The sequence below is a fragment of the Indolivaga capnocytophagoides DSM 22835 genome, assembly GCF_000426485.1.
Lineage (GTDB): Bacteria > Bacteroidota > Bacteroidia > Bacteroidales > Dysgonomonadaceae > Dysgonomonas_A > Dysgonomonas_A capnocytophagoides.
The window spans coordinates 77,875-104,084 of the sequence record NZ_AUFL01000008.1; the positions used below are offsets into that span (position 1 = coordinate 77,875).

At 37.6% G+C, this 26,210-nt stretch carries 14 protein-coding genes; 13 read left to right on the plus strand and 1 reads right to left on the minus strand.

The genetic code is table 11. The annotated features are described in order from the left end of the window. Positions 1-24: 24 nt before the first annotated feature. The 7 genes from K322_RS0103555 to K322_RS0103585 all read left to right on the plus strand — a co-directional run bounded on the left by K322_RS0103555 (position 25) and on the right by K322_RS0103585 (position 14,509). Positions 25-1,320: a FimB/Mfa2 family fimbrial subunit gene (locus tag K322_RS0103555; RefSeq protein WP_260201715.1), complete on the plus strand. Its 1,296-nt coding sequence runs from the start codon at positions 25-27 to the stop codon at positions 1,318-1,320. 16 nt (positions 1,321-1,336) lie between these two features. Beyond that, a complete protein-coding gene (locus K322_RS0103560) occupies positions 1,337-2,293 on the plus strand; it encodes a fimbrial protein (protein ID WP_026625650.1) in 957 nt (318 codons plus the stop codon). Positions 2,294-2,354: 61 nt separating this feature from the next. Beyond that, positions 2,355-5,615 carry an Ig-like domain-containing protein gene (locus K322_RS18430; RefSeq protein ID WP_051290612.1) on the plus strand — a complete coding sequence of 1,087 codons (3,261 nt, stop codon included), beginning with the start codon at positions 2,355-2,357 and terminating at the stop codon, positions 5,613-5,615. 229 nt (positions 5,616-5,844) lie between these two features. Further along, positions 5,845-8,640 carry a triple tyrosine motif-containing protein gene (locus K322_RS0103570; protein ID WP_026625651.1) on the plus strand — a complete coding sequence of 932 codons (2,796 nt, stop codon included), beginning with the start codon at positions 5,845-5,847 and terminating at the stop codon, positions 8,638-8,640. Positions 8,641-8,940: 300 nt separating this feature from the next. After that, a complete protein-coding gene (locus K322_RS0103575; RefSeq protein ID WP_026625652.1) occupies positions 8,941-12,006 on the plus strand; it encodes a SusC/RagA family TonB-linked outer membrane protein in 3,066 nt (1,021 codons plus the stop codon). A gap of 68 nt (positions 12,007-12,074) precedes the next feature. Further along, positions 12,075-13,541: a RagB/SusD family nutrient uptake outer membrane protein gene (locus tag K322_RS0103580; RefSeq protein WP_026625653.1), complete on the plus strand. Its 1,467-nt coding sequence runs from the start codon at positions 12,075-12,077 to the stop codon at positions 13,539-13,541. Between the two features lie 107 nt (positions 13,542-13,648). After that, complete coding sequence (locus K322_RS0103585; RefSeq protein WP_026625654.1) at positions 13,649-14,509, plus strand: endonuclease/exonuclease/phosphatase family protein; 861 nt, start codon at positions 13,649-13,651, stop codon at positions 14,507-14,509. A 90-nt stretch (positions 14,510-14,599) separates the two neighbouring features. Here K322_RS0103585 and K322_RS0103590 read toward each other — a convergent pair whose 3' ends face one another. Then, positions 14,600-15,025, minus strand: a complete 426-nt coding sequence (locus tag K322_RS0103590; RefSeq protein WP_026625655.1) for a cupin domain-containing protein — start codon at positions 15,023-15,025, stop codon at positions 14,600-14,602. Positions 15,026-15,817: 792 nt separating this feature from the next. Between K322_RS0103590 and K322_RS0103595 the strand changes: the two genes are divergently transcribed. From K322_RS0103595 to K322_RS0103620, 6 genes are all read left to right on the plus strand, one after another. After that, entirely contained in the window at positions 15,818-16,699 is an 882-nt protein-coding gene (locus K322_RS0103595; protein ID WP_026625656.1) for an AraC family transcriptional regulator, read from the plus strand. A gap of 434 nt (positions 16,700-17,133) precedes the next feature. After that, positions 17,134-20,325 carry a SusC/RagA family TonB-linked outer membrane protein gene (locus K322_RS0103600; protein ID WP_026625657.1) on the plus strand — a complete coding sequence of 1,064 codons (3,192 nt, stop codon included), beginning with the start codon at positions 17,134-17,136 and terminating at the stop codon, positions 20,323-20,325. A 71-nt stretch (positions 20,326-20,396) separates the two neighbouring features. Continuing rightward, complete coding sequence (locus K322_RS0103605; protein ID WP_026625658.1) at positions 20,397-22,169, plus strand: RagB/SusD family nutrient uptake outer membrane protein; 1,773 nt, start codon at positions 20,397-20,399, stop codon at positions 22,167-22,169. 33 nt (positions 22,170-22,202) lie between these two features. After that, a complete protein-coding gene (locus K322_RS0103610) occupies positions 22,203-23,333 on the plus strand; it encodes a glycan-binding surface protein (protein ID WP_026625659.1) in 1,131 nt (376 codons plus the stop codon). Between the two features lie 87 nt (positions 23,334-23,420). Further along, on the plus strand, positions 23,421-24,383 hold the full coding sequence (locus K322_RS0103615) for a glycoside hydrolase family 5 protein (protein WP_026625660.1): 963 nt from the start codon (positions 23,421-23,423) through the stop codon (positions 24,381-24,383). After that, the gene (locus K322_RS0103620) at positions 24,383-26,155 is read left to right on the plus strand and encodes an acetylxylan esterase (RefSeq protein ID WP_260201748.1); all 1,773 of its coding nucleotides are present in this window, start codon (positions 24,383-24,385) and stop codon (positions 26,153-26,155) included. Before K322_RS0103615 ends, K322_RS0103620 begins: the two co-directional genes overlap by 1 nt. The last annotated feature ends 55 nt before the right edge of the window (positions 26,156-26,210 follow it).

Below are 26,210 nucleotides of genomic sequence, written 5' to 3' on the forward strand. Positions count from 1 at the left end.
GCTTGTATGCTTAAAACAGTCAATATGAATATGACAAGAATTCAATTATTATATATATTACTGATCAGTATTCTGATTGCATTTTCGGGGTGTCAATCTCAGACTGATGATGATTCCTCTACTACCGATCCTCAATCGATTGTTTATCTCTCGGTAACGAGAGCTCAGGTTGACGGACTAGAAACATTCAATGCCGATGATGAGGATTATGAGGATCGTGTACATGATATGGCTATGCTGGTTTTTGACTCATCTACAGGAACCAAAGTCGGTGAATACTTTGATGAACATATAGCTTTATCGGAGAAGGATAAAAGTTTTGTAATTCAATTGACTCCGGGGAAGCGGGATTTTTATTTTGTTGCGAATATGCCTGTTAACGAATTAAAGAAGATTACGACACAATCGGATATGGATGTATATATGAATACTTTTTCGGATCTAGATACCGATCTTTATCTGAGTGCATCCGAAGATAAAGGTTTTCCGATGTCCAGAGTGTACCGTAATCAAATAATAACAGAAGGGGGAAGTCTTTATTCACCTCAACCCTTTTGTCCTGATAATGAAGATCGGGTGAAGTTAATTCGGGTGGTTGCTAAACTTGATGTAAGGATTGATACATCCGGCAATAATCTGGACGTGAAGAATGTTTACTATAAAAATGCTTCACGGCAGTTTAGTCTGACATCTTCTTTGGAGGGGCGTGTTCAGGTTTATTACGAAGACAAACCATTGAAAAAAGTAAACAACACTTATCTCTACTATATTCCAGAGGCTCTGATGATTTCACCGAGTTGGCCGACTGCGGTGAATCATCGGCCTATTAATTATTTTGTAATCGAAACACTTGATGGTACTCAATATGAGATACCTATTGTAACATACGATGGTACTATTCCCGAAAAAGATTATCTGTCTTTTGCTATGGGAAATACAACCGAAAAGCCCGACTACAATGTTTACCGTAATCGATATTACTTATATACAATAAAGAAATTAGAAACGCTCGAAATTGTATATACTATAGACCCTTGGCATGTTGTCGAAAATTCTACTTATATGGGATATGGGTACAATGTAGAAGTCGGCGAAGATGGAAATGTCACCATTAGCAATACGATTGAAGCTTGTGATCCACATAAAGTGACACTCGAAACTGTAGGTGATTTTAAATTTTCGGATGGAACGACAACTAAAACATTTACAGATGCAGATCCTCAGTCTTCAGTTCAATATGTATTGTCTCCAGTTCCAACTTCAGGTACATATATGAAGGTATATTACAACGGTAATCTGGTAAAAACATTCAGTAAATAATTAAAACAAAAGTCGCATGAGTCGAATAATATATATGTTGTTGTCGGTTAATCTGCTTTTGATGCTGTCTTGTTCCGAAGATAAGATCATCGAAGCAGGTGCAGATAATGACAAAATCGAATTGTTTTTCGATGTAAATAATTATACAAGAGCAACGTCAACTGTCATAGAAAATGAAACAGAAGAAGAGCAAGTGGTCGAAAACTTGTATGTATTTCTATTTCCCACAACAGATAATCAGGCTGTAGTCAAATATTATGTTTCAGCATCGGTTTTTAGTGCAGGGACATGGAGTACTGCAGATAATAAAATTTCGCTAAATGCTAATAAATCTGATATAGGGTATAGGGATGTGTATATTGTTGCAAATTGTTTCTCAATCAAATCAAAACTTGATGAGGTAACCTCGGAGAGTGATCTGGAGACTGTTTTGCAAACAACCGAGGAACCTTGGTCAGAAAATATTACTACTCCGTTATTGATGTCAGGAAATAAGCTGCACGATTTCAACACTGCTGCGCGTTTGGATAATATATCTTTGATTCGCGCTGTAGCTAAACTGCAATTGAATATTACATTATCAAAGGAGCATCAGACTTACCCTACAATAGATAACGAACCTCAATACAAATACAAGTTTATCAACTTCGACAAAAATACATATGTTTTACAAACGGGAAATAAAGTCAACTCTTTGATCAGTTCCTCAGACTGGCTGGGGTGGAGTGAATCGGGGAACGTAACTTCTTATCGACGTAATGCAGATGGAAAAGTTATTGGGATGAGTCTTGTTACTTATCTGAATGAGAGTGTCCCCTCTTCGGGTTCTATTGAAATAAGCTTGCCATATCATGATGCAGGCTCATTGCCACCACCCGAATTCGGAGACGAAACGTATAGGTTGCAATTGCCTCAGCATATTGAACGCAATCATTTATACAGATATGATATTTCTCTGTCATCAGATAATTAGATACATAATTGAATGATGAACTAAACAGCATTAATACATTCTTTTATCAGGATAAAATAATATGAAATTAAGGTTTACATATATTATAATATTTCTCTTATTATTTAATTTTCTCGGACAGAGTTTCGCTCAGACTCGTATCTTTTACGATGATTTTGGGGCTCCAGGTACAGAGGTTCAGAAGAGAAAAATATGGCCATATATGCCTACTGGGTTCAATACCTTTGTATTTGCAGACCCAAATGCTCCAAATGTAGGGAATAAGAATTTTTCAGAAGCTAAGGCTATTGAGAATAATTTTTATGCGGTAGTCAGTCCTAAGAAAATTTATGAGAGTGCGGGAAATCTATCTGCTGTACCTCCTTATACAGCGGATGTTTATCGTTTATGGACTGATCTTGAAGCTAAAGGGGATGCTACTCCCGGACACAATGGAGATGGAGGAGCAATGGTCATTAATGCCGGAACTACTATGGCTGCATTTTATGTGCGTATAGCCAATTTACAGGCCGGGAAATATTATCGTCTTCGTTATCAGTTATTCATTCAAAACACAACCGTAAAAATTAACCATCATGTTTTAAGTGCCAATGGGGGAACTTCGGTCGCTGTATATGAAGGCGTTGAGAATGGTCAAGGATCAGGAACGGGTAGTTGGAAACAGCAGGACTACTGGTTTTTTATGCCTGAGACCTGTTCTTCTGGAAATTACACAATCTCGGTTGAGAATGCGAATAGAGCTGATCAGGGAAATGATTTTGCTATAGATGATTTTTTGTTTGAAATGTATGAACCGGATGAAGTAGATCAATCAGTAAAAGATAATCTACCTAAAACTGCGATTGTTAATTGCGGAATAGAAGAGCCTGTTGCTTTTAATGATGAGGTACTTATGGATTGTAATCATGTAGGAGCATTAACTTTGGATGTTTTAAAAAATGATGTTGACGAAAATGGAAATCGGGTGACTCCTTCTGATTTTGGTATACGATTGGATGTTCCGGTAGGGGCGACATATAATGTCGAAGATAATGAGAGTGCAGCAATAAGAAAGGAAACAATAGAAGTAAAGAATGAAGGTATATGGCAATTAGTAGAGAATAGAACACTAGACTGGAGTGGCTGGCCGAATGTTTCATACACATATACAGATATAACTTTCACTTTTACTCCTAAATCGGGATTTACAGGGAATCCTACTCCGATATCTTATCGCTTGTATAAACGTTCTACAGGAGGAACTTCAGGAAGAACGTTTGTCTATATATACAGCGAATGTAACCCTCGAGCGATAGATGACAGCAAAGTTGTTGCGGCTATAGTTCCGGGTCAACCGGTCACTGTGAATATATTTGATAATGATATACCCGCAGAAGGAACACTGGCACCTGTAGATCCGGCAAAGGTGAATAAAGTTACTTTGATTAATCCTTATACCCTTCTTCCTGTAAGCAATGAGCCCATGACTGTTGATGGTGAAGGTGTCTGGAATTATGTCGATGGACAATTAACTTTTACCCCCCAGTCGGGATTTACTGGTACACCTACTCCTATTACATATACTTTTACAGACAATAATGGAAATACTTCCAATCCAGCAAAAGTAAGTATAACGATAGCTGATACTGCAACCCCGAAAAATTACTGGTATGGGACAGAAGATAGCGATTGGGGCAAATCTGTAAATTGGACAGAGCAGGTTATTCCCGTAGATAAGGAAGACGTAGAATTTGCTACAGATGAAAATAATAATGGGAAACCTGCGATAAGAGATTTACAACTGGATACCGATCGTGTTATTGGAGACTTAATAAACAAGTCGGATAAAAGTTTAATTATCCCAACGGATAAGCAATTGATAATTGATGGACAGGTTGTTGATGATCCTGGTAAATCGGGAACTATTATTATTAAATCATCACCTACTGAATCTACCGGAACATTGATTTTCTCAAAACCCGAATTGAATACCTCGGTCAATGCGACTGTTGAATTTTATAATAAAGCATACGAATGTGCTACGTGTGGGTATTATCGCAAACAGTGGCAATATTTTGGTATTCCGGTTCAGAATTCAGATTTTCCTTATTTATCGCCTCAGGTTGAAACCGTGAATCAATGGGCAGAGCCTTATAATGGAAACAAATGGCGTCCGGCTCCATTTGCACCTGACACTCAGTTGATGGCATTCAAAGGATATGAGATGACAAACAGCTCTGATACAGAACCCTCACATATCTATAGTTTTTCCGGAACGTTGAATGTTGGTAATGCTTTGTTGCCGCTAACTAAAACATCAGCCGTGAATTATTCGGGAATGAATCTTATAAGTAATTCATTTACAGCAGCAGTACCTATCACTAAAGATGCTATAGTGTATTCGAATGAGCTGGAAGATGAAACTGTTTATCTATTTAATACGGGAACACGAGATCAGTGGCGTAAATTGAATGGAGGATCTGTTTCTGGAGTCAGTAGCGGTCAATATCAGTCAGTGCCGATTAATCTTGCAGGTAAAGCAGGGTTACCCGATAGAATTTTATCGATGTATACATTTATGTTAAATGCTAAATCCGGAGGAAATATTACTTTGATGTATGACAAGGTTGTAAAGAATGAACTGCCGGATGATAAAATAGCATGGAGATCACTTAGCAGTCAAAGCGAGCTTCCTTATGTGGTGATAGATGTAATAGGTTCTAAATCTGCAGACCGGGTGTGGCTATTTGAAAATGAAGATGCTTCTACAGGTTTTGATAATGGATGGGACGGATATAAAATACAGGAAGAAGGAATTATTCAGGCATATATTCAAGGACGTGATAATGAAAAATATCAGATTGCAACAGTCCCCAGCCTATGCCAGCAAGTCAGTATCGAGTCGCGAAACAATGAAAGTTTTGTATTGAATATATCCGTTAATACCGAAGGAGAGTCTCGTGGACTGTGTTTGCAGGATATGCTTACAGGACGTACGTATTCTATTGTGGATAATGCCGAGTATGTTATTCCTAAGGTTGATGCACACGAGGTTAGAACCTTCAAGATTATATCGCCTTTATCGTCGGTTTCGGAAGATATATCTCAGGTTCTTCCTGTCGATATTTATGTAAAAAATAATGCTATTGTTGTAGATAATCAGACTAATGAAACTTATATTTCAACTGTTTATGATATAATGGGACGGTTAATAGTTAAGGAATATATTCGTGGAGGTGAAACCCTTATTCATAATTATGGACTTGAAAAAGGTGTGTATATCGTAAAAGCGATTGGGATAAACGGAGGTAATGGAAAAGTATCTAGGGTGTTACTTAAGTAGGGGAATTTTATTATAGATTGAAAATCTTCAGTTCTGCATGTTACCTTTTTTGAGAATGTACTTGTAGGCTGAGTTTCATAAAGAATCAGTTATTAAGTAATACTTAGTAACTGATTCTTTATGTTTATATTCATCTATTGATAAAAAATAAAGGCTACTGTTTTAACTTATTTTAATTAATGTATATTTGTGATAAATTGAAGCAATAACGACCTTATATTCTAATACAATGACCACTAAAAGACACTTCTCTCTACTTTGCATGTTATTAGCAGTAATAGTATGCTATTCTTTTACCAATCAGAAACCCTATGTGGTAAACTTTACTCGAGATAAATATCGTGCAGCCAGTAAAAATTGGTCTATAGGACAAGACGAAAAAGGGTTTATGTATTTTGGCAATGATAGAGGATTACTTGAATCTGATGGGATGGGGTGGAAACTTTACCCGATGCCGAATTCGCCTATTGTTCGGGCTCTGTCTGTTAAATCGCATGACACTATTTATACAGGAGGTTTAGACGAATTCGGACGATGGGATAGGGATCTTTCTGGCAGTCTAAAATATACCTCCCTAAAAGAATTATTACCAACCAAAAGCTTGAATAATGAGAGTATCTGGCGTATCTGGATAGATGCAGATAACGTATATTTCCAATCATTTACGAATATTTATGTATATAACAACAATACCATAAAGAGGTTAACCACCTCAAAGGGCTTTATGCTGTTGTTGAAAGTTAACGATGAATATTGGGTACAGGAAATGTACGGACCTCTTTATCAACTTAAAAATGGGCAGCTGAATAAAATTAAAGGCAGCGAATTTCTGAATGGTACTATTACCCGGGTTATTTTGCCTTATGGAAAAAATCGATATTTAATAGGTACGTCTACAGGGCAATTATATATATACGATAAAAAAAGTTTTACCCCGTGGAACAGTGTTCTTTCACGTCAGTTAAACGGGCAGGAACTAAATTGTGCTATATATTGCTCAAAACGTAATACTTATTATCTGGGAACACAGCTGAACGGAATATATGAAGTAGACATCCATGCAAATATTCTGAATCATTTCTATGCGGCTAATTCCCTGCAAAACAATACTATTCTGTCCTTATATGAAGATGAAAGCAATAATATCTGGATAGCCATGGATCGAGGACTTGCCTGTATCCGTTATACAGACGGATTGAGCTATTATCGTACGATGTCGGGAAATTCGAGCTCGGTATATGCCGCAACCCTATGGAACGGATATCTGATAGTAGGTACAAATCAAGGTGTTTTCTATACACCAAGAGAAAAGGTGAACGACCTTGAAATGTATTCGTCGCTAAAATTCATTGAGGGTACGCAGGGGCAAGTTTGGTCTTTCAGTCAAATTGACGGAAAATTATTCTGTTGTCATAATAATGGACTGCTTGAGATCTGTCCCGATTTCAGCGTTCGGAAATCTTACCAGATCAATAATGGAGTATTTAAAACTCTCGAAGCGACTATTAATGGAAAGAAAATCGAGGTTATTATTACCTACAGCGATCTGTATATTATTAATAAAGAAACTGGGAAAATAAATATTATGAGTCAGATTACAGATCATATTTACGATGCCGAAGTAGACCATTTAGGTAATATATGGCTCGAAACCGTTAGGCGTGGTGTGTATAAATGCAGGTTAAATGAACAATTGGATGCCTTCCGTTATTATACGTATTATGGGAGCGAGACGGATAAGGCATTACCTGCTCATCTGCAGATTTTCAAATCAAGCGAACGCATCATCTTTTTAGGCGAAAATCACTTTTATACATACAATGAAGGTAAGGATAATTTACAACCTAATCCTCTTTTAAATCAGTGTTTCAAAAATATAAACAATCTTAAACGTATTATACCTATCAATGGAGAAGAAAGCTGGGCTGTAACCGAATCTTCCGTTTATCGCTTTATCTATGATGGTTACGTAGCACGTATTACTGAAGCATACAAAGTAGAAGCTGATAATTTGTCACTTGTTACGGATTCTGAGAATATCTCCGTTTTGGATGATTCACTTTCTCTGATCTGTCTCGATGTCGGGGGAATTTTGCATAATTCTCGTCAAAGTAAACCTCGTATTGTAGAACTTGCACCTCCTAGTTTGGAGTATATACATACCGGAAGAGATTTGAATAATGGCTATGTTGACATAGAAAAAGATATTCGGATTCCATATAAAGAAAATACAGTAACAATCGGATTTTCGGTAAACAATGCCCTCGCTGAAAACTTATATGTAGAATATCAGCTTGAAGGAGTTGATACCAGCTGGAGCCAGCCTGTACGACGAAACAGCATTACATATGCCCGTCTGCCTCAAGGTAAATATACATTACACATTCGCTCGACAGACGAATTAAACAATTATTCTGCTGATACTATTGTTCATTTTGAGATACTTCCTCCTTGGTATAATACTACCTGGTGGTATCTTTCTTGTTGTTTACTCACGCTGTTTGTTTTTTATGCAGTCTTTTGGTTTATGAGAAGACGTTTACAAAATAGGCATTTACGTTTGATGAATGAACAGCTTCAATATGAAATAGAAGAAAAGAATGCGGAGATGTTTACTCAAACTTCATTTATAATCCGTAAGAATGAACTTATTCTGAAACTAAAAGAGATAGTGGATGAGATTTGTGATAAAAACACCCAAAAAGGGCTTATTCCTCTTTATCAAAGGATAAATAATCTGCTTGCGAATAATCTTGATACAGATGATGACTGGAAGATGTTTCTTATCAAATTTGAACAAAAGCATCACAATTTTTTCCGGACATTGAAGAAAAACTATCCTTTACTCACTAATAATGACTTGCGGCTTTGCGCGTGCCTGAAATTGAATATGGATACCAAAGACATAGCTTCGCTTATGAATCTTTCTGTCAGGGCTGTCGAAAATAACCGCTACCGTCTCCGTAAAAAACTAGACTTAAAGCCTACCCAGAATCTCAATGAATTTTTCTTAGATGTAGAATAGTCCTTGTGTACGATGATGTTGTAAAATTATCTGAGTGTCAGGTTTGTTAATGGTATTTTTAGAGAGGAGCCGAAATATTTTACAGGTGTGTTATTCTATTGATATACAATGGGTAAATTCTTATTGAGTAGTAAATAAGTAGTGGGTGATTTGATGAATATTCGGGATATGTATTGATGGTGAATGTGTTTTTTATTCTTCACTTTTCGAAATACATAGATTTGCATCCAAGTTGAAATATAAGCACTCGATAGAGCTTAAGGTTCAATGAAACCAAGTTATCCATTAAAATTTAATACAATGAAGAGGAACACACATCTTCTAAAAAAGCCGTCAGGACTTAAAAGTCTATTCTTGATGGTATGCTTGCTATTGATTACAATACCAGCATTTTCTCAAACAAAGACAGTAACAGGAACCGTAACAGATGGTGCGGGTGAAACGCTGATTGGTGTATCCATTATGGTGGAAGGAGCCGAAAACGGAGTCGTTACCGACTTACATGGGAAATATACGTTGAGTAATGTACCTGAAAACGGAATTCTCATAGTTAGCTATCTTGGTATGCTGCCTCAGAATATAAAGGTAAATGGCAGAGCGGTAATAAATGTAACTTTGAAAGAGGACTCTCAACAGTTAGAAGAATTTGTTGTTATCGGTTATGGTTCGGCAAAAGTAAAGGATCTTACAGCACCTATTACTGTTGTAAAGGGAGAGGCTCTGGCATCCGTTCCATCGACTTCTCCAATGACGGCACTGCAAGGTAAAGTTGCCGGTGTGAATGTCATCAATAATGGAGCTCCCGGAGAAGGGCCTATCGTTCAGATTCGTGGTGTCGGATCATTTTCCGACAGCAAACCTTTGTTTGTTGTGGACGGTATGTTCTATGATAACATCAACTTTCTGAACAACGCTGATATTCAGGAGATGTCTATATTGAAAGATGCTTCGGCTGCTGCTATTTATGGTGTACGGGCTGCAAATGGTGTTGTGCTTATCACAACCAAGAAAGGTTCCCGTAACCAAAAAGCAAGAATATCATATGATGGTTATATAGGTATTCAGAAAGCAGCGAATGTACTGGAACTGGCTAATGCAAAAGAGTATGCAACTATGCTTCTGGAGGGGAATTACAATGCATATCAAGCTCATTTCAAACAGTCTGTTGACAAATATGGAGGTAGTTATGCCGATTCTGATTTTCATAACTGGACATTTGGAGCCGATAATGATTGGTACGATCACCTCCTTCGCACTGCTGCTATAACAAATCACAGTCTGAATATAAGCGGAGGCTCCGATAATGCTGTTTATGCTATTGGTGCGAGTTATATATATCAGGATGGTATTATGGATGTGGATAATAACTATAAGCGTCTTAACTTACGCAGTTCATTAGACTATGATGCAACAAACTGGCTGAAAGTAGGTTTTAGTGGCGTATTCAGTAATTCTACACAGCAAGTACCGAATAATCAGGCATGGCAGAAAGCTTTTAACTGTCCTCCTATTGTGGCTCTTTATGATGAGACTAATGAAAAAGGATTTCCCGATAAATATGGTTCTCCAGATGCTATTGGTTACACATCCAACTTTTATAATCCCATAGCAACAGCCAAGTATTTCGACTCGAGTAAGGAAAACTATCAGGTGTTGAGTAATTTTTATGCTCAATTAGAACTTATCCCTACTAAACTGAATTTTAAGACAAACTACTCTTATAGCTTTCTTTCTACTCAGGGACGCGAGTTTACTCCTGCTTATTATGTAAGCAGTTGGCAGCAATCCGCTACGACCCAATTGAAGAAGACTGAAGATAAATACTATAACTATATTTGGGATAATACATTGACTTATAATGACCAATGGGCAAAGCATAAATTCGGAGCAATGGCGGGTTATTCGATGCGTCAGGAACAGTGGCGTTACTTTGAGGGAAAGGCTAATAATGTCCCTGATGGAGCAGATGAATATTGGTATATTAAAAACGGAAATGCAGCTGGTGCTACTGTAACCGATGATGGTTTTTGCTATAGAGGGCTTTCTTATTTTGCCCGTTTGAATTACAACTATGATGATAAATATCTGTTGATGTTCACTATGCGCGCCGATGGTTCGAGCAAATATCAGGAACACTGGGGATATTTCCCTTCTGTAGGTGCTGCTTGGGTAGTATCGGAAGAACCGTTCATGAAAAAACAGAAATGGGCAAACTTCCTGAAAGTACGGGCAAGTTGGGGCAGACTCGGAAACGATATGGTTAAGGCTAGTGATGGATTCGCTTCAATAAGCACAGGTAATGCTTCATCGGGAGTATTCGGTAGTAGTACAGTTGCAGGTTTTCAGAACAGTACATACTTCAGTTGGCTGAAATGGGAGGTTGTTGAAGAATCAAATGCAGGTTTTAACATTATTACCCTCGATAACCGGCTGAATATTGACTTCGACTATTTTCATCGAATGACCAAAAATGCTGTAATCTCACCACTTCTTCCTTTTAGTACGACTACTCTTGCAGGTAATTATGGAAAGATTCTTAATTCAGGTGTAGATGTTAGTGCCGACTGGAGCGATAAGATTGGAAAAGACTTTAGCTATAGCATTGGGGCAAATATTTCGACATTGAGGAATCGGGTGAAAGATTTGAATGGACATAACATTATTAAAGGAGGTAAGACTGTTAATATTGTAGGTAAGGAGATGAATTCTTTTTATGGATTCAAGATGATCGGGGTTTATCAGACTCCTGAGGAGATTGCAGCGGACCCTATCGCTGTAGCTAATGGATTAGTACCCGGAGATTTAAAATATGCCGATTTGGATGGAAATAACATTTTGGATGGTAACGACCGTACATGCCTGGGGTCTTATATTCCTAATTTTACTTATGGTATTAATCTAGGATTCAATTATAAGAATATTGATTTTCAATTGACTACTTACGGACAGACAGGAGCCCAGATGTTCAATCGTAAACGTGCCCTTCGCTATTCGTCTCAAAACTATAACTTCGACAAAGCTCAATATAAAAACCGATGGACAGGTCCCGGTTCTACGAATTCAGATCCATCTGCAGCAGCTCTATTGAAGTCTTGGAATGTGAGTGACCAGAAATATAGTTCGTACTTTGTCGAAAATGCTGACTTTTTCCGTATCCAGAATATATCATTGGGTTACACCCTGCGTAATCTGAAATTGGGAAATTACACCATGTCGGCATTACGTTTGAGTCTGACAGCCGACCGTCCGTTTACAACATTCAAAGCGAACGCATTCTCTCCCGAATTATCAGACAGTCAAGGCTGGGATACAGAAGTATATCCTTTGACATCGACTTATACATTTGGTTTGAGACTCGATTTCTAAGAAGTAAATCTTAAAGGAATAATAAGCATTTTTAATAAATAGGTCTGAGACCTTTAAATTTAGATATGATGAAAACTTTAGTAAGATCTTTAATATATATAATGTCCGTATCAATGGTATTATCATTGGTATCGTGTAATGACTTTCTGGACAAAGAGCCGGAGGGTAAAGTTCCCGAACAAAAAGTAGATTATACAAATACAGCTAATATGTATCAACCTGTATCCGGAGTGTATGCAAAGATACGAACCAGCGGTTTACACTGGGTGATCTGGGAGATTACCACAATCCGTGATCAGGATGTATTCAGTGGACAATTTAATGGCAGCGATTATTATAATCTGAGTATATACAAATACAACGATTCATTCTGGGGCTTTGATGAATTGTGGAAACAGTACTACAATATAATCAAGGTTGCTAATTCAGCAATTGAAACACTGGATTTGTATGCGGCTAATATCACGAGTGACAGTGACATGAAAAAGTATAAAGCATATAGGGGCGAAGTTATGTTTATGCGTGCTTATGCTTATTATCGTCTAGTACAGGCTTTTGGCGCGGTTACGATTCTTCGGGATAATAACCAGCTTGATCTGAGCCGCTCTACTGCCGCTGCGGTAAACAAATATGCGTTGGAGGATTTGCAATATGGTATCGATAATATGCCGCGTATCCGCCCTAACCAAAGTGAGCATGTTGGAGCAGTAACTGCTTTTTCGGCTGCAACACTGGCTGCAAAGATTCATCTGAATGAAGGTAATTACGCTAAAGTTGAAGAGCTTACCGACGATATTATCAAGAATGGTAATTTTTCCCTTTATCCCGATTTTTACCAGCTATTTAAGATACCCGGAAAACTTTGTGATGAATCCATTTTCGAAGTTCAATGTACTGATTTCGGTAATGGTTCGGGTGATTTGATTGATTCGGGCGAATGGTTTGTTTGTCAAGGACCGAATAATTCGGGGAGTAATATTTCGGGATGGGGAGATTGTGGTATAATGAAATCTTTCAGGGATTGGGCATACGGCCGTGGAGAGACCATCCGTGCTACTACTTCGTTTTTATTGGCAGATTCTACAACTCCCGATGGCGATTATATACGTGCCCAGATTAACCCTGCAAATACTGACTGCTGGAACGGCAAAGCTTATACTCCGCTAAGCCAGCTTACTCCGGGGCGTACGAGATATGGAACAAACAATAATGTCCGTATCATTCGCTATGCAGATGTCCTTCTTATGAATGCAGAAGCTAAAGTTAGAAATGGTAAAAGCGGAGATATTCCATTCAATGAAATAAGAAAGCGTGCGAAAATGCCTGAACTTACCAATGTTACCGCCGATCAGGTTCTGGACGAACGTCGTATGGAGCTGCTCTGTGAATGGGGCGAACGCTATAATGATCTTGTGCGCACAGGTTTGGCTGCAACAGCCTTGACTGGTTGGACAAAGGATAAACAATATCTGCCATTGCCATTCAATCAATATACCCAAATTCCGGATTTATTGCTTGATCCTAAAAATGAATAGCTAGTTTGTTGATAGGATGAAGGGTCTGAATAGTATACCTTCTGGTTATATTGAGGATCCTTCATCTTATATTGATAAGGTAAATTAAATGTCTAAATAAATTGAACATGAGATATATAATATTATTTTTCTGTACCTGTAGTATTTTACTGCTTGGATGTAGTAAAGGGAAGCCTGTTAAAGACGATCATCCATTGAAGGTAATGACCTTTAATATAAGATTGGATGCACCATCGGATAGTCTCAATAACTGGAAATACCGTAAGGACAATGTCTGTAAGATGATTACCTACTATCAGCCCGATCTGCTGGGAATGCAGGAGGTTTGTCATAATCAGATGGAAGATTTAAAGCAGGGTTTGCCTCAATATACAGCGTTAGGCGTAGGGCGTGATGATGGAAAAGAAGCGGGAGAATACTGTCCCATATTTTTTTATTCGCAACGATTTTCACTTATAAAATATGGCAACTTTGCTTTGAGCGAACACCCTGATTCGATTGGTGTGAGAGGTTGGGATGCCTCTTATAATCGGATAACAACTTGGGCAATATTAGAGGAAAAGAGCAATGGCTCGAAAATGATTTTCTTTAATACACATCTTGATAATGATGGAAAAGTAGCCCGAGACAAAAGTGTTCATCTTATTTTGGATAAAATCAAAGAGATTGCACCTGATATGCAGGCCATTATTACTGGCGATTTTAACTGTACTCCCAATGAAGCACCGCTTAATACCTTAGAAAAAGGAGGAATGCAAAACACGTCGAAGACTGCATCCATAACTTACGGGCCGTCATGGTCTTTTCATGATTTTGGTCGTCTACCTCAGAACGAACGTGTACTTCTTGACTATATATTTGTTACCAAAGGTGCTCAGGTTGATCGTTATCGTGTAATTCAGGATACACCTGATGATGGTTTTCTATCCGATCACGATCCTGTTTTGGTTAGCTTCAATTTTCGTTAAGGTCACAGAATCTGTAAATTACCCTAAGATAGAGCGTTTATTTATCCTATCTTAGGGTAATTTGTTCTTATAAGTAGTCTCTTCAAAGCATCATTTCCAGAGCGGAGTAGCATCTTGTATAACTCCATCCTGACTAGTCCATTGTTGAATCGAATTTTCTTTGGACTGGATCACAATATAGATCATCTGTTGTTCAGAAGTGTTAGTCATACCTCTAAGTCCGGCAGGTGCTACACGGATAACACTTCCTTCCGAAATATCAAAACACTGATCATCAACCTGAAATTTCCCTTCTCCCTTTAAGATAATATATGTTTCTTCATTCTGTTTGTGTGAATGAAAAATCGGAAGATCTGTTTTAGGAGGTAAAATACTAATAGAAATCTCTGTTCCGGAAGCTTTTGTTGCATCTTTCAGAAATATTTTTCCATTGGCTCTTTCTAATACTAGATCGAGTTTACCAAAATCTATGGCTGTAAAGTTTTTACTCTCCGTAATTTGTTTAGTGCTGTTCATTTTTGTAATGTTTTAATTATTGATAATAATTAAGGTCTCAGACCTATTTATTGGTTTTACAAGTAAACTGACAAAAGTAAGTTGTTGATGTGTAGTATATTATTAAATATTTACTATTGCTTACTATATGTAACTTTCTTACTTTTATATATCAAAGGTATTGTATTTATTTTATTCACACAAGAAGGCACAGATTGGTAAGTTGGTTACATCTAGGTAACAATTATAAATAGAGAGCCTGTTATAATTAGAAGACATATTATTATATACTTTCTGTTACTTATACATACCGAGAGTCGAAAAGAAAAAACTAATAATGAACTCTAAAAAGGTTACAAAAGTCACATACTTTATGTACACCTTCTGTTGTTTATATTTTACCCTTATCCACTAAAGGGGATTTTTGCTGTCGCTCGGAAAGCCCCTTTAGGAGTTTGGGTGCATGTCGAAAAAGGTAACAAAGGTAACATTGAAACTGTAACTTTTTATCGAGGCTTTTTCTTCTTTTCGTGATTATATGTTATCTGTCATTCAAAGATCTCATCTGTTTTTTTATAAAAAGACATTTCTATCAAAACTCTTTCACTATAGATAAAAAATGTAATAAAATCTGTTGAAAGTTATTTCTCTCTCAAATAATAATTAGAAAGCTGTAATTGATTGTTTTTTTAGGTGTTTGAAAAGAATATGGAAATATTTGAGACCTTAATGGTCTTTTGTCGTTTTAATACTTTCTCGTAATTTAGACGGATATTTCAAAATACAGGTCTCATTATCTAAAATAATTCAATTATGAAAACATCGGTTTTAAGAGAAGTTACTCCCTTATCGGAACGAGACTGTTTTATGATATTTTCACGGGTAAAGAAAGAGTTTACTTTCCCTATACATACTCATGCCGAATATGAACTTAACTTCATAGAGAACGGAAAAGGTACCAAACGCATTGTTGGTGATAGTATCGAATTAATAGAAAATCTCGAACTTGCTCTCATTGCCAATCCACAACTCGAACATGCCTGGCTGAACCATAAATGTGAGTCGGACGAAATAAAAGAAATAACCATTCAGTTTCATGGAGATTTGCTGAATGATCAGTTGTTACAGAAAAATCAGTTCAGGTCGATTAAGGAAATGTTTGACAGGGCTTCTTACGGGATAACTTTTTCAGCCGACACTATACAAGGGATAAAAGACCGTTTGTATTCTTTGGCGTCCGAGAATGATGGTGTACACTCTGTCTTGAAATTATGGGGGATTTTATATGATTTGTCTCTTTCTCCGTCAATGAGGGAATTGTCGAGCCGTACTTTTAATGACGGGGAACAAAAATATGACAGCCGACGGGTCGAACGTGTCTATAATTATATGAAAGAAAACTATGAAAAAGAAATAAAGTTAAAAGACATTTCTGACCTTATAGGTATGACGGAGGTTGCCTTCAGCCGTTTTTTGAAAAAGCGTACAGGTCGGAATTTCATAGATTCTCTTAATGATATCCGATTGGGGCATGCCGCCCGTTTGCTAATTGATACAACTTACAGTATTTCCGAAATCTGCACAAACTGTGGATTTAATAACTTGTCGAATTTTAACCGTATTTTTAAAAAGAAGAAAGGCTGTACTCCCCGTGAGTTCAGGGAAAATTATAAAGAGTCTAAATATTTTCTTTGATAATATAAGAACTACCATATCGGTGTCTTATTCGAAAACAAACTTATACAGAAATTATATATCTATCCACTTGTATATGATGAGTGCTTATTTTATGAGTTGAAGATAATCTAGTCTTTAGCTATAGTTCAGTATGTTTTTTAGTGAATAGTGATTAAAGTAAATGATACTTTTTTGACATAGTAGTAGATAAAAAAGTATCTGTTCTTTGTTTTGTATTTATTGCAATGTTTATTCTGTATTATTCCTGAAAATATTGGTTTTACTTTCTTTGTCGTGCTTTTTCTTATTTTTAAGTTGTGTTTTTTTGCAAAGAAACTATCGCTAATAGATAAAATAGTATTTGTTTTTTTATGCACTTTGTGTATAATTTTGTCATAAATAAACTAATGTTAAGTTTAAATCTCATATTACATATTATTAAACCATGAATCATGAAGAAAATCTTTAATTTATTATTCTTTTTTTGTGTGATACCAGCTTTGGTATTTGCTCAAAATCTGCAAATTAAGGGAAAAGTGACCGATGCAAAGGATGGTTCTCCTTTGGTTGGAGTTACAGTCAAAACCCAGAAGAACTCAGGGGTTATGACTGATCTTGATGGCAAATACACTATCAATGCTCAAAAAGGAGATATCCTTTCTTTTTCTTTTCTTAGTATGACTACTCAAACTGTTAAAGTTGAATCGGCTAAAGATATTAACATAGCATTGAGTGATGACGATAAAATACTCGACGAAATTGTTGTTGTTGGCTACGGTACAATGAAAAAACGAGATTTGTCGGGTTCTGTAGGACAAATAAAGAGTGAAGACCTGCTGAAAGGAAATCCTACATCGAGTATCAATCAGGCTCTGCAAGGACGATTGGCCGGAGTATCGGTAAGCCAGAATGATGGAGCTCCCGGAGCTGGAATTTCGATTACCATTCGTGGTACAAACTCTTTCTCGACAAATTCACAACCTCTTTATATCGTGGATGGAATACCTTACGATGTGGCTGCTACCCCAACCAGTTCTGCTAATGATAATAATAATCAGACGGCGAATGCTTTAGCTGCTATAAATCCGCATGATATTGAATCCGTGGAAGTTCTGAAGGATGCCTCTGCTACAGCGATTTATGGTTCTCGTGGAGCAAACGGGGTTGTACTTATCACAACTAAAAAAGGAGAAAAGGGGAGTAACAAAATCGAGTTTACTTCCAACTTCAGTGTATCGAAGATCGGTAAAAAAGTAAAAATGCTAGATCCGGTTACTTATGCACGTTATATAAATGAACAAACTGTAAATAGCGGCAATTACGAAGGTATACCTTATACTACACTTCCTTATTCAGGAACATGGCAATATCAATATCTGAATGGAGAGATAATAACAAGTTCGGGTGTTTATAACCCTTCTCCCGAAGATTTTAATAATTATGGAATAAGAAAAGACCAGTATGGAAATGAAACTTTGGTAGAAGGAGCTAACTGGCAAAATGAAATTTATCAGACCGGAGCATCTCAAGAATATAACCTTAGTGTATCAGGTGCTAATGAAGCCGGTTGGTATGCTTTCTCAGGAAATTATACCGACCAAAGCGGTATTATTAAAAATTCGGGTTACAAACGGTATGCTTTGCGTACGAACATCGGACGCAGGCTCAGAAGCTGGTTGGAAATAGGAACAAATATCAATTATACTAATTCCACTACCGATTTTGCCAAGTCAAATGCATATGACTATAGTATTATCCGTTCAGCCTTATTATTTCCTACAACTTATGGACCGAACATGACCCGTACCGAATCGGATGAACTTAATTGGCTTGCGTCTAATCCGCTTATATATGTAAATACAGCTAAAGACCAATTGAAATCAAACAATGTATTCAGCTCGTCTTATGCCGAAATTAAATTTATGGATGGTCTTAAATTCCGTCAGAATTTGGGATTGGGATATTCCGGAAATAACAGGTTCACTTATTATAACAGGCAGACTCAAGAAGGACGTGATGCCAAAGGAAAGGGCGGACAGAGTGACAATTGGTGGTACAGTACTACTGCCGAATCATTGCTTACATTCGATAAAACATTCAATACAAAACATACATTAAATGCTGTTGGCGGATTTACTTATGAGCAATCTAATTATGGAGGTAAATCGATGACTGCAACTAACTTTCCGAATGATATCACAGAATATTACGACTTGTCGGCAGGATTAAATAAAGGAGCTTTAGTTACAAATCGCGGACAAGCTATTATGGTTTCGTTGTTAGGACGTGTTAACTATTCATACGATGGTAAATATATAGCAACTGTATCTTTTCGTCGCGATGGTTCAAGCAAGTTAACATCCGGTCATAAGTTTGCCAACTTTGCTTCAGGAGCATTGGCTTGGAGAATTTCAGACGAGAAGCTTATTAAGGATCTGAAGATATTTGATAACCTGAAACTGAGATTGAGTTACGGACAAACCGGTAACCAGGGTGTAAGTTCATACCAAACAATGGAGTATCTGACTCCGGCTAACTATCCTGTAGGAGGAGCACTGACTAGTGGATTTGCCGAAGTAGACTGGCGTGGAGCTCTGAACAGACTTCTTAAATGGGAAAGAACAGATCAGTATAATGCCGGGCTTGATATTTCGGTATTAAACAGCAAAGTTAACTTCACGATAGACGCGTATTATAAGAAGACTAATGATTTGTTACAGAATGTAGCAATCCCATCGAGTTCAGGATTCCTTAATATGTGGATGAATTCGGGTTGGGTAACTAATAAGGGATTGGAAATCACAGGTCAATTCTATCCTTATTCGAATAAAAATTTCAGTTGGGATATTAATGCTAATATTTCCTTCAATAAAAATGAAATTGGAGGTTTGAACGGCGATAGCTTCTCCGAACGCCTGTGGTACGGGGCAGATAACATCTTTATCCGCCGTAATGGAGCACCTATCGGAGCTATATACGGATATGTGGAAGACGGATTTTATGACAATGCGGCCGAAGTGAGAGCCGACCCTCAATATGCCAACGCTAGTGATGCCAAGGTAAAATCGATGATTGGCGAAATCAAATACAGAGATGTAAATCACGATGGAGTAGTTAACGAAAGCGACCGTGTGATAATCGGAGATACTAATCCCGACTTTATATTCGGGTTAACTAATAATTTTAAATGGAAACAATTTACATTGAGCTTCTTCTTTCAGGGATCAGTCGGAAACGATATTTTCAACGGAAACTTGCTTGACGTAAAGATGGGTAATATCGCTAACATCCCTACCGATATCTATAATAGTAGATGGACAGAAGAAAATAAAGAAGGTGCATTGTGGCCTAAAGCTGTCGCATCGTACAACAGAACCATGCTGGTATCTGATCGATATATAGAGAACGGATCTTATCTAAGATTAAAGAACTTAAATATAGGATATTCGTTTAAACCTAAATTTAAGGGTGTCGACAATATCTATATCTATGGAAGTGCTACAAACTTGTTTACAATATCAGATTACAGCTGGTTCGACCCGGATGTAAATGCTTTCGGTAGCGATTCTTCACGCCGTGGAGTTGATATTTATTCTTATCCAAGCAGCAGAACTTATTCAATAGGTTTGAAACTTGATTTTTAATTCAATACTGTGTTTGAAAGCGATAAAAAACAGGTCTGAGACCTTAATCGACAAAATCAAAAAACAAAAACATGAAAAAGAACTATCTAAATATAATAAAATCGGTCAGTCTGGCTGTTTTTCTGATCACCGCTTTTTCTTCATGTGAAGATATGCTGGACGAAAAGAAGTTTGATTTTATAGAACCTAAAGATATAGAGGATTCCGACGATGGTGCGGCTCAATGGGTAATAGGTACATACAGTAAATTATCCGACGATATGTTTCGCTGGAATGTATTTCCTCCGGCTATCGAATTCGACTGCGATTATATGACGGGGCCCGATTGGTCGTTTGGTTCATTGGGTGCCGGTAATTTCCAGAACAACGATTATACCGAGGCTATGTGGACTAAGCCATATTCGGTAATCCATCGGGCTAATCTGGCAATCGAGAATATAAATGAAATGAAGAATGTATCCGAAAGAGTAAAAAGTAATGCTCTCGGTGAACTCTATTTCTTAAAAGCCTATTCATATTTTCTGTTAGTAAGAGCATTTGGTGATGTTCCGATTCATGAAAAAACAGTAAACAATGGAGGAGATGTATTCCAACCCCGCCAGCCCATCGAAACAGTTTATGCTCACATTATCAGTTTGTTGAAAGATGCCGAAGCTATGATGTATAAAAATACCGATTCGGGATTTACTGAAGGTCGTGCTTCTGCCGGAGCGGCAGCTACACTCTTGGCTAAAGTATATGTAACTATCGGTTCCGCGTCTTTGGCAAGTGGCAATGTTACGGTGAAAGGAGGTACAGCATATACAATGAATGGTAATGACAAGGTACTTACTAATCCTGTATCTTTTGTTGTTTCGAAACAACAGGTAAAAGGGTACGATAAATTCGATTCGAAAGAATATTTCACACTTGCACGTGATAAAGCCAACGAAGTAATTACAGGTGTTTATGGCAGTTATGCTCTATTAGCGTATGATAATTTGTGGACTCAGGCTTCAAAAAATAAAACTGAACATATATGGAGTCTTCAAACTATATCCGGAGATGATAAATATGGTATGACTTTTTCTCGTGCTTATACCGGAATGTACAATGCAAAAGGTAATATTACCACAGGTCTATGGTGGGGGTGTCGTGACCATTGGTACAAATTATTCGAAAGTAAAGATTATCGTATAACCAAAGGAGTTATGCACCGTTGGGTAAGAGAACCTGATGACACATCGTGGGGTGATGGCGGATCGTACTATCCGAATACTGAAGAGTGGGAAAAGAAAGCAAAAGGATATACCGATGATAATGGTGAGTGGGTTGCTCCTGTAGCTCCGTTTAATGATGGAAAACAGTATCGCAGCGGGGTATCTTCTGCATGGATTGCTTTCCTTACCAAATATTCGTATGTAACCGATAATACTCAGGAAAGAACCGATGCCAATTGGCCGTTCTTGCGTTATGCTGATGTTTTACTGATTTATGCCGAAGCTGCAAATGAAGTGGAAAACAGCGGTGCCGCTAGGGCTGCGGCTTTAGTTAAGCTGAATGAAGTGAGAGTAAGGAGCAATGCAACACCTAAATCATTGACTGGTGCAGGCAATATTGATACTCAAGAATCATTCCGTTCTGCAGTTCTGGAAGAAAGAGCGATGGAATTGGCTTTGGAAGGAGACAGGCGATGGGATTTGATCCGTTGGGGAATTTATATCGATGTAATGAATAAGATAGGCGGATATGATGAGGTAAATGTAAATAAGGCTAGATCTGAGAAACATTTATTGTACCCGATACCAAAATCAGAAATGGATACCAATCCTTTTATAACATCCAATAATCCTGGTTGGAATTAACCTTAATCAACAATCAAATAAGGAAAAATAATCATGAAACGATCAAAAATAATATATGCATTATTGGCCATAGCTCTTTGCTGTGCTTCATGTAGCGATGTTGTCAATTATAATGACGGATACGACGATCAACTAACATCGTATGGACCACCCTCTATCACTAAAATAAGCAAGGCCGGGGATCTAGAATCGGCGATAACTGAAGGAGCTCTTACTGATATGATTGTATTACAGGGGGATAATCTGGCTGGTGTACAGTCTATCAAGATTAATGATGTGGAGGTCGATTTATCTACTGTATATGCGGTGAGGACTCAAATAACATTGCCTATTCCTCGTATGGTTCCCGACAATATCAACAATCTGGTAACTGTGGTAACAGAAAAAGGAACGACTACATTTCCTCTGACAGTAACAATCCCTGATCTGAAAGTAGAAGGTTTTTATAACGAATTTGCTCAGGCAGGAGATACTGTTCAGATTATGGGTAAATACCTAGACTTGTATGAATTGTCAGTAGAGAAAGGTGTATTCTCGGTGGGAGGAACGTCTATAACTCCATTACGTACAAGTGCTGATACAATTGTGTTTATAATGCCTACAGGTACTCCCGATGGATCGGTCTTTTCTATGTCAAGTCCTAAAGTTGCGACTCCGATTACTGCAAAATTCAGGGAAGCTGGAACTTCCATCCTTGATATCGAGAGCATGTCGGGCGGTTATGTAACCGATGGAAAAGCTTCGGGAGACCCGAAACCATTGATAGGTAAATTCTTTAGAATCAAAGGTCAGCTTTCTGCATGGTCGTGGAATAGTATTTTCTGGTCAGGATTTAATCTTCCGGATATTGATGTCAAAAATAATCCGCAAAATTATTATGTCAAGTTTGAGATAAATACTAAATCTTCAGCATCTATAAGTTCCGGCAATATAATTATTGGAGGTAATCGGCAGGATAATAGATGGAATCCGGGTGCAGACGGGGCTTTGAACACTTACGGTAAATGGCGTACTATACGACTCGAACTTACTGATCTGTTTCACGATAATACAAACGGAACATACCTGGTTGAGGGAAACAATGATTTTACTTCGACATATCAACCTGATGCAGAAGTGAATGCCGACTTTAGTATTTGTAATTACCGTATAGTAAAAAAATAAATAATGGCACAAGTAAATTGAATAGTAACATTGGCTGCAGCCTGTTACTATTCGGTTTACTTCAACAATATTTTAACAATATGAAATATGAGACGAATATATCATAATTATATTGCTGTTTTTTTGATGCTGTTACTGGTCATTCCTGTATATGGGCAGGGTGTCGTTACCCGGAACGGATCTTTATCTGTAAGAGAAACGAGTCTTGTTAATAATAAGGGCGAAAATATAACTCTAAGAGGTGTTAGTCTTGGATGGCATAATTGGTGGCCTCGATTTTTTAATAACAAAACGATCAGTTGGCTGCATCAAGATTGGAAAACCGATATTGTACGTGTAGCTGTAGGTGTTGAGCCGGAAGGTGCTTATCTGGATAATCCCGATTTTGGAATTGAGTGTGCTACAAAGGCTATAGATGCTGCTATAAAAAATGACATGTATGTTATTATAGACTGGCATAGCCATCATATCCATAGCGAAGAAGCAAAAGCGTTTTTCACACAGATAGCGCAAAAGTACAAAGGGTATCCTAATATTATCTATGAAATATTTAATGAGCCGGTAGACCTTTCATGGGCGGAGATTAAAAAATATGCAGAAGAAGTTATAGGTGTGATACGGAGTATTGATTCTGAAAATATAATATTGGTCGGAACTCCCAATTGGGATCAGGATGTGGATGTTGCCGCTGATTCTCCGATTGTAGGATATAAGAACATAATGTACACCCTTCATTTTTATGCGGCGACACATAAAGAGCATTTTCGCGATAAAGCAGACTATGCTCTCTCTAAAGGCTTGCCTATATTCGTTTCGGAATGTGCTGGTATGGAGGCTACAGGTGATGGACCTGTTGATGTTGCTGAATGGAATCTATGGACTGAATGGATGAAGCAGAACAATATCAGCTGGGTGGCATGGTCGATTGCAGATAAGAACGAAACGTGTTCGATGATAAAAAATACAGATTCAGCTATAAATAAATGGGGTGAAAAAGACCTGAAAGAGTGGGGTCAATTGGTTAGGAAAACATTAAGGAACGAAAAATAATGAAAACAAAAGGCATGACAGTAAAGCTGTTATTGACAAGCTTTATATTCATTTTTATTACTGGAGTATGTGGTGCGCAGGAGTCTGCTGCGGTAACTGATACTTATTCTTCAGCATGGCGTTTTCATGCCGGAGAAGGTGTGGATAGTTTATGGATGGAGAGTTCGTATAATGACAGTGCCTGGCAGGAAGTGGTTATGGATAAGCTGCTTAAAGATCAGGGGGTAATATTTAGTGGCTTTGGTTGGTATCGAAAGAATATTATATTCTCAGAAGAATTACAGTCGGATATAAAGGCTAAAGGTGCGGTGGTGTTGAATCTCGGAAGATTGGCTGCTTGTGACGAAGTGTATTTTAACGGAAAACTAGTCGGTAAAACCGGACAGTTTCCTCATGATTATATGGGATATTTCGACAATGATCGAAAATATCTGGTAACAGCTGACGATATAAATTTAAAAGGAGAAAATCTTATTGCTGTAAAATTTCATGATGGATGGGGAGTTGGTGGATTTCTAGGTGGAGGTCATCTGTTGGTATCATCTGCGGAAACCAATGATAAATTGTCTCTGAAAGTATCTGTTGCCGATCCCGATTATATATTTATAGGTGATGCTCCTATACGTATTACTCCTTCGATTCAAAATAAAAACACTTGGGATGTAAAAGGCCGACTGATCGTAACATTAACAACAGATGATTATAAGCCTGTTAAAGTGGATTCGCTGGAAATAGTAATACCGGCCGATGAGCATTATTCAGGCACCTTTGAATATGCAAAGCCTGTTCCCGGATTTTACAGATATACAGTTCAGTTCAGAAGAAACGGAGAACTAGCTTGTGAGAAGAAACTAAATGTCGGATATGAACCCGAAAAGATAAGTTCGCCAATTGATGCTCAAGCCGATTTCAAAAAATTCTGGGATAATAGTTTGAAAGAGTTAGCTAAGATAGCTCCCGATTATAAACTAACATTACAGCCCGAATACTCGAAATTAGACTACGATGTATATCTGGTAGAAATGCGTTCTCTCGAAAATGAATTGATTAGCGGATATTATGCCAAACCCAAACGTGAAGGAAAGTTTCCTGTGATCGTAGAATATATGGGATATGGCTCATCTCCTTATCCGCCTAATCAATGGTGGGACGGATTCGCCTACTTTGTTTTATCCATACGAGGACAGGCTTTGAATAAACCGACAAACCGTTTTGGTACATGGATTACTTACGGGCTTGATAAAAAAGAAGACTATTATTACCGTGGAGCTTTTATGGATGTTGTGAGAGCATTGGATTTTGTTTGTTCCCGTCCCGAAATAGACAGCGATAAAATAGCTGTTCGTGGGGGAAGTCAGGGGGGAGCACTTTCCTTTGTTGCGGCTTCATTGGATAAACGGGTAAAAGTTGCAGCTCCTAATATTCCGTTCTTATCAGATTATCCCGATTATTTCAGAATAGCTCCATGGCCTAAAAGTGATTTTGATGTATATATGAAAGAACATCCTCAGGCAAAATGGAATGATGTATATAAACTGATGAGTTATTTCGATATAAAGAATCTTGCTCAGTGGATTCAATGTCCTTTGATAATGGGCATTGGAGTACAAGATAACGTTTGTCCTCCGCATATAAATTTTGCAGCATACAATCAGGTAAAATCAGAAAAACGGTGGATGGCTTTTCCTGAATTCGGGCATAGTGTCGGACGTGAATTTAATGAAGCAGCAATGCAGCTCTTCAGAGAAAAATTAAATGTAGAAAAACCATAAAGAAACAAATACAAAGGCTTGAAACTTTTTATTTGTCCATCCAAGCATAACAGCA

Excerpts from the sequence above, each read along its gene's own strand:
- K322_RS0103590 (WP_026625655.1), bottom strand. The coding sequence starts at position 15,025 with ATGAACAGCACTAAACAAATTACGGAGAGTAAAAACTTTACAGCCATA.
- K322_RS18430 (WP_051290612.1), top strand. The coding sequence starts at position 2,355 with ATGAAATTAAGGTTTACATATATTATAATATTTCTCTTATTATTTAAT.
- K322_RS0103555 (WP_260201715.1), top strand. The coding sequence starts at position 25 with ATGAATATGACAAGAATTCAATTATTATATATATTACTGATCAGTATT.
- K322_RS0103560 (WP_026625650.1), top strand. The coding sequence starts at position 1,337 with ATGAGTCGAATAATATATATGTTGTTGTCGGTTAATCTGCTTTTGATG.
- K322_RS0103620 (WP_260201748.1), top strand. The coding sequence starts at position 24,383 with ATGAAAACAAAAGGCATGACAGTAAAGCTGTTATTGACAAGCTTTATA.
- K322_RS0103570 (WP_026625651.1), top strand. The coding sequence starts at position 5,845 with ATGACCACTAAAAGACACTTCTCTCTACTTTGCATGTTATTAGCAGTA.
- K322_RS0103575 (WP_026625652.1), top strand. The coding sequence starts at position 8,941 with ATGAAGAGGAACACACATCTTCTAAAAAAGCCGTCAGGACTTAAAAGT.
- K322_RS0103610 (WP_026625659.1), top strand. The coding sequence starts at position 22,203 with ATGAAACGATCAAAAATAATATATGCATTATTGGCCATAGCTCTTTGC.
- K322_RS0103605 (WP_026625658.1), top strand. The coding sequence starts at position 20,397 with ATGAAAAAGAACTATCTAAATATAATAAAATCGGTCAGTCTGGCTGTT.
- K322_RS0103585 (WP_026625654.1), top strand. The coding sequence starts at position 13,649 with ATGAGATATATAATATTATTTTTCTGTACCTGTAGTATTTTACTGCTT.
- K322_RS0103600 (WP_026625657.1), top strand. The coding sequence starts at position 17,134 with ATGAAGAAAATCTTTAATTTATTATTCTTTTTTTGTGTGATACCAGCT.
- K322_RS0103615 (WP_026625660.1), top strand. The coding sequence starts at position 23,421 with ATGAGACGAATATATCATAATTATATTGCTGTTTTTTTGATGCTGTTA.
- K322_RS0103580 (WP_026625653.1), top strand. The coding sequence starts at position 12,075 with ATGAAAACTTTAGTAAGATCTTTAATATATATAATGTCCGTATCAATG.
- K322_RS0103595 (WP_026625656.1), top strand. The coding sequence starts at position 15,818 with ATGAAAACATCGGTTTTAAGAGAAGTTACTCCCTTATCGGAACGAGAC.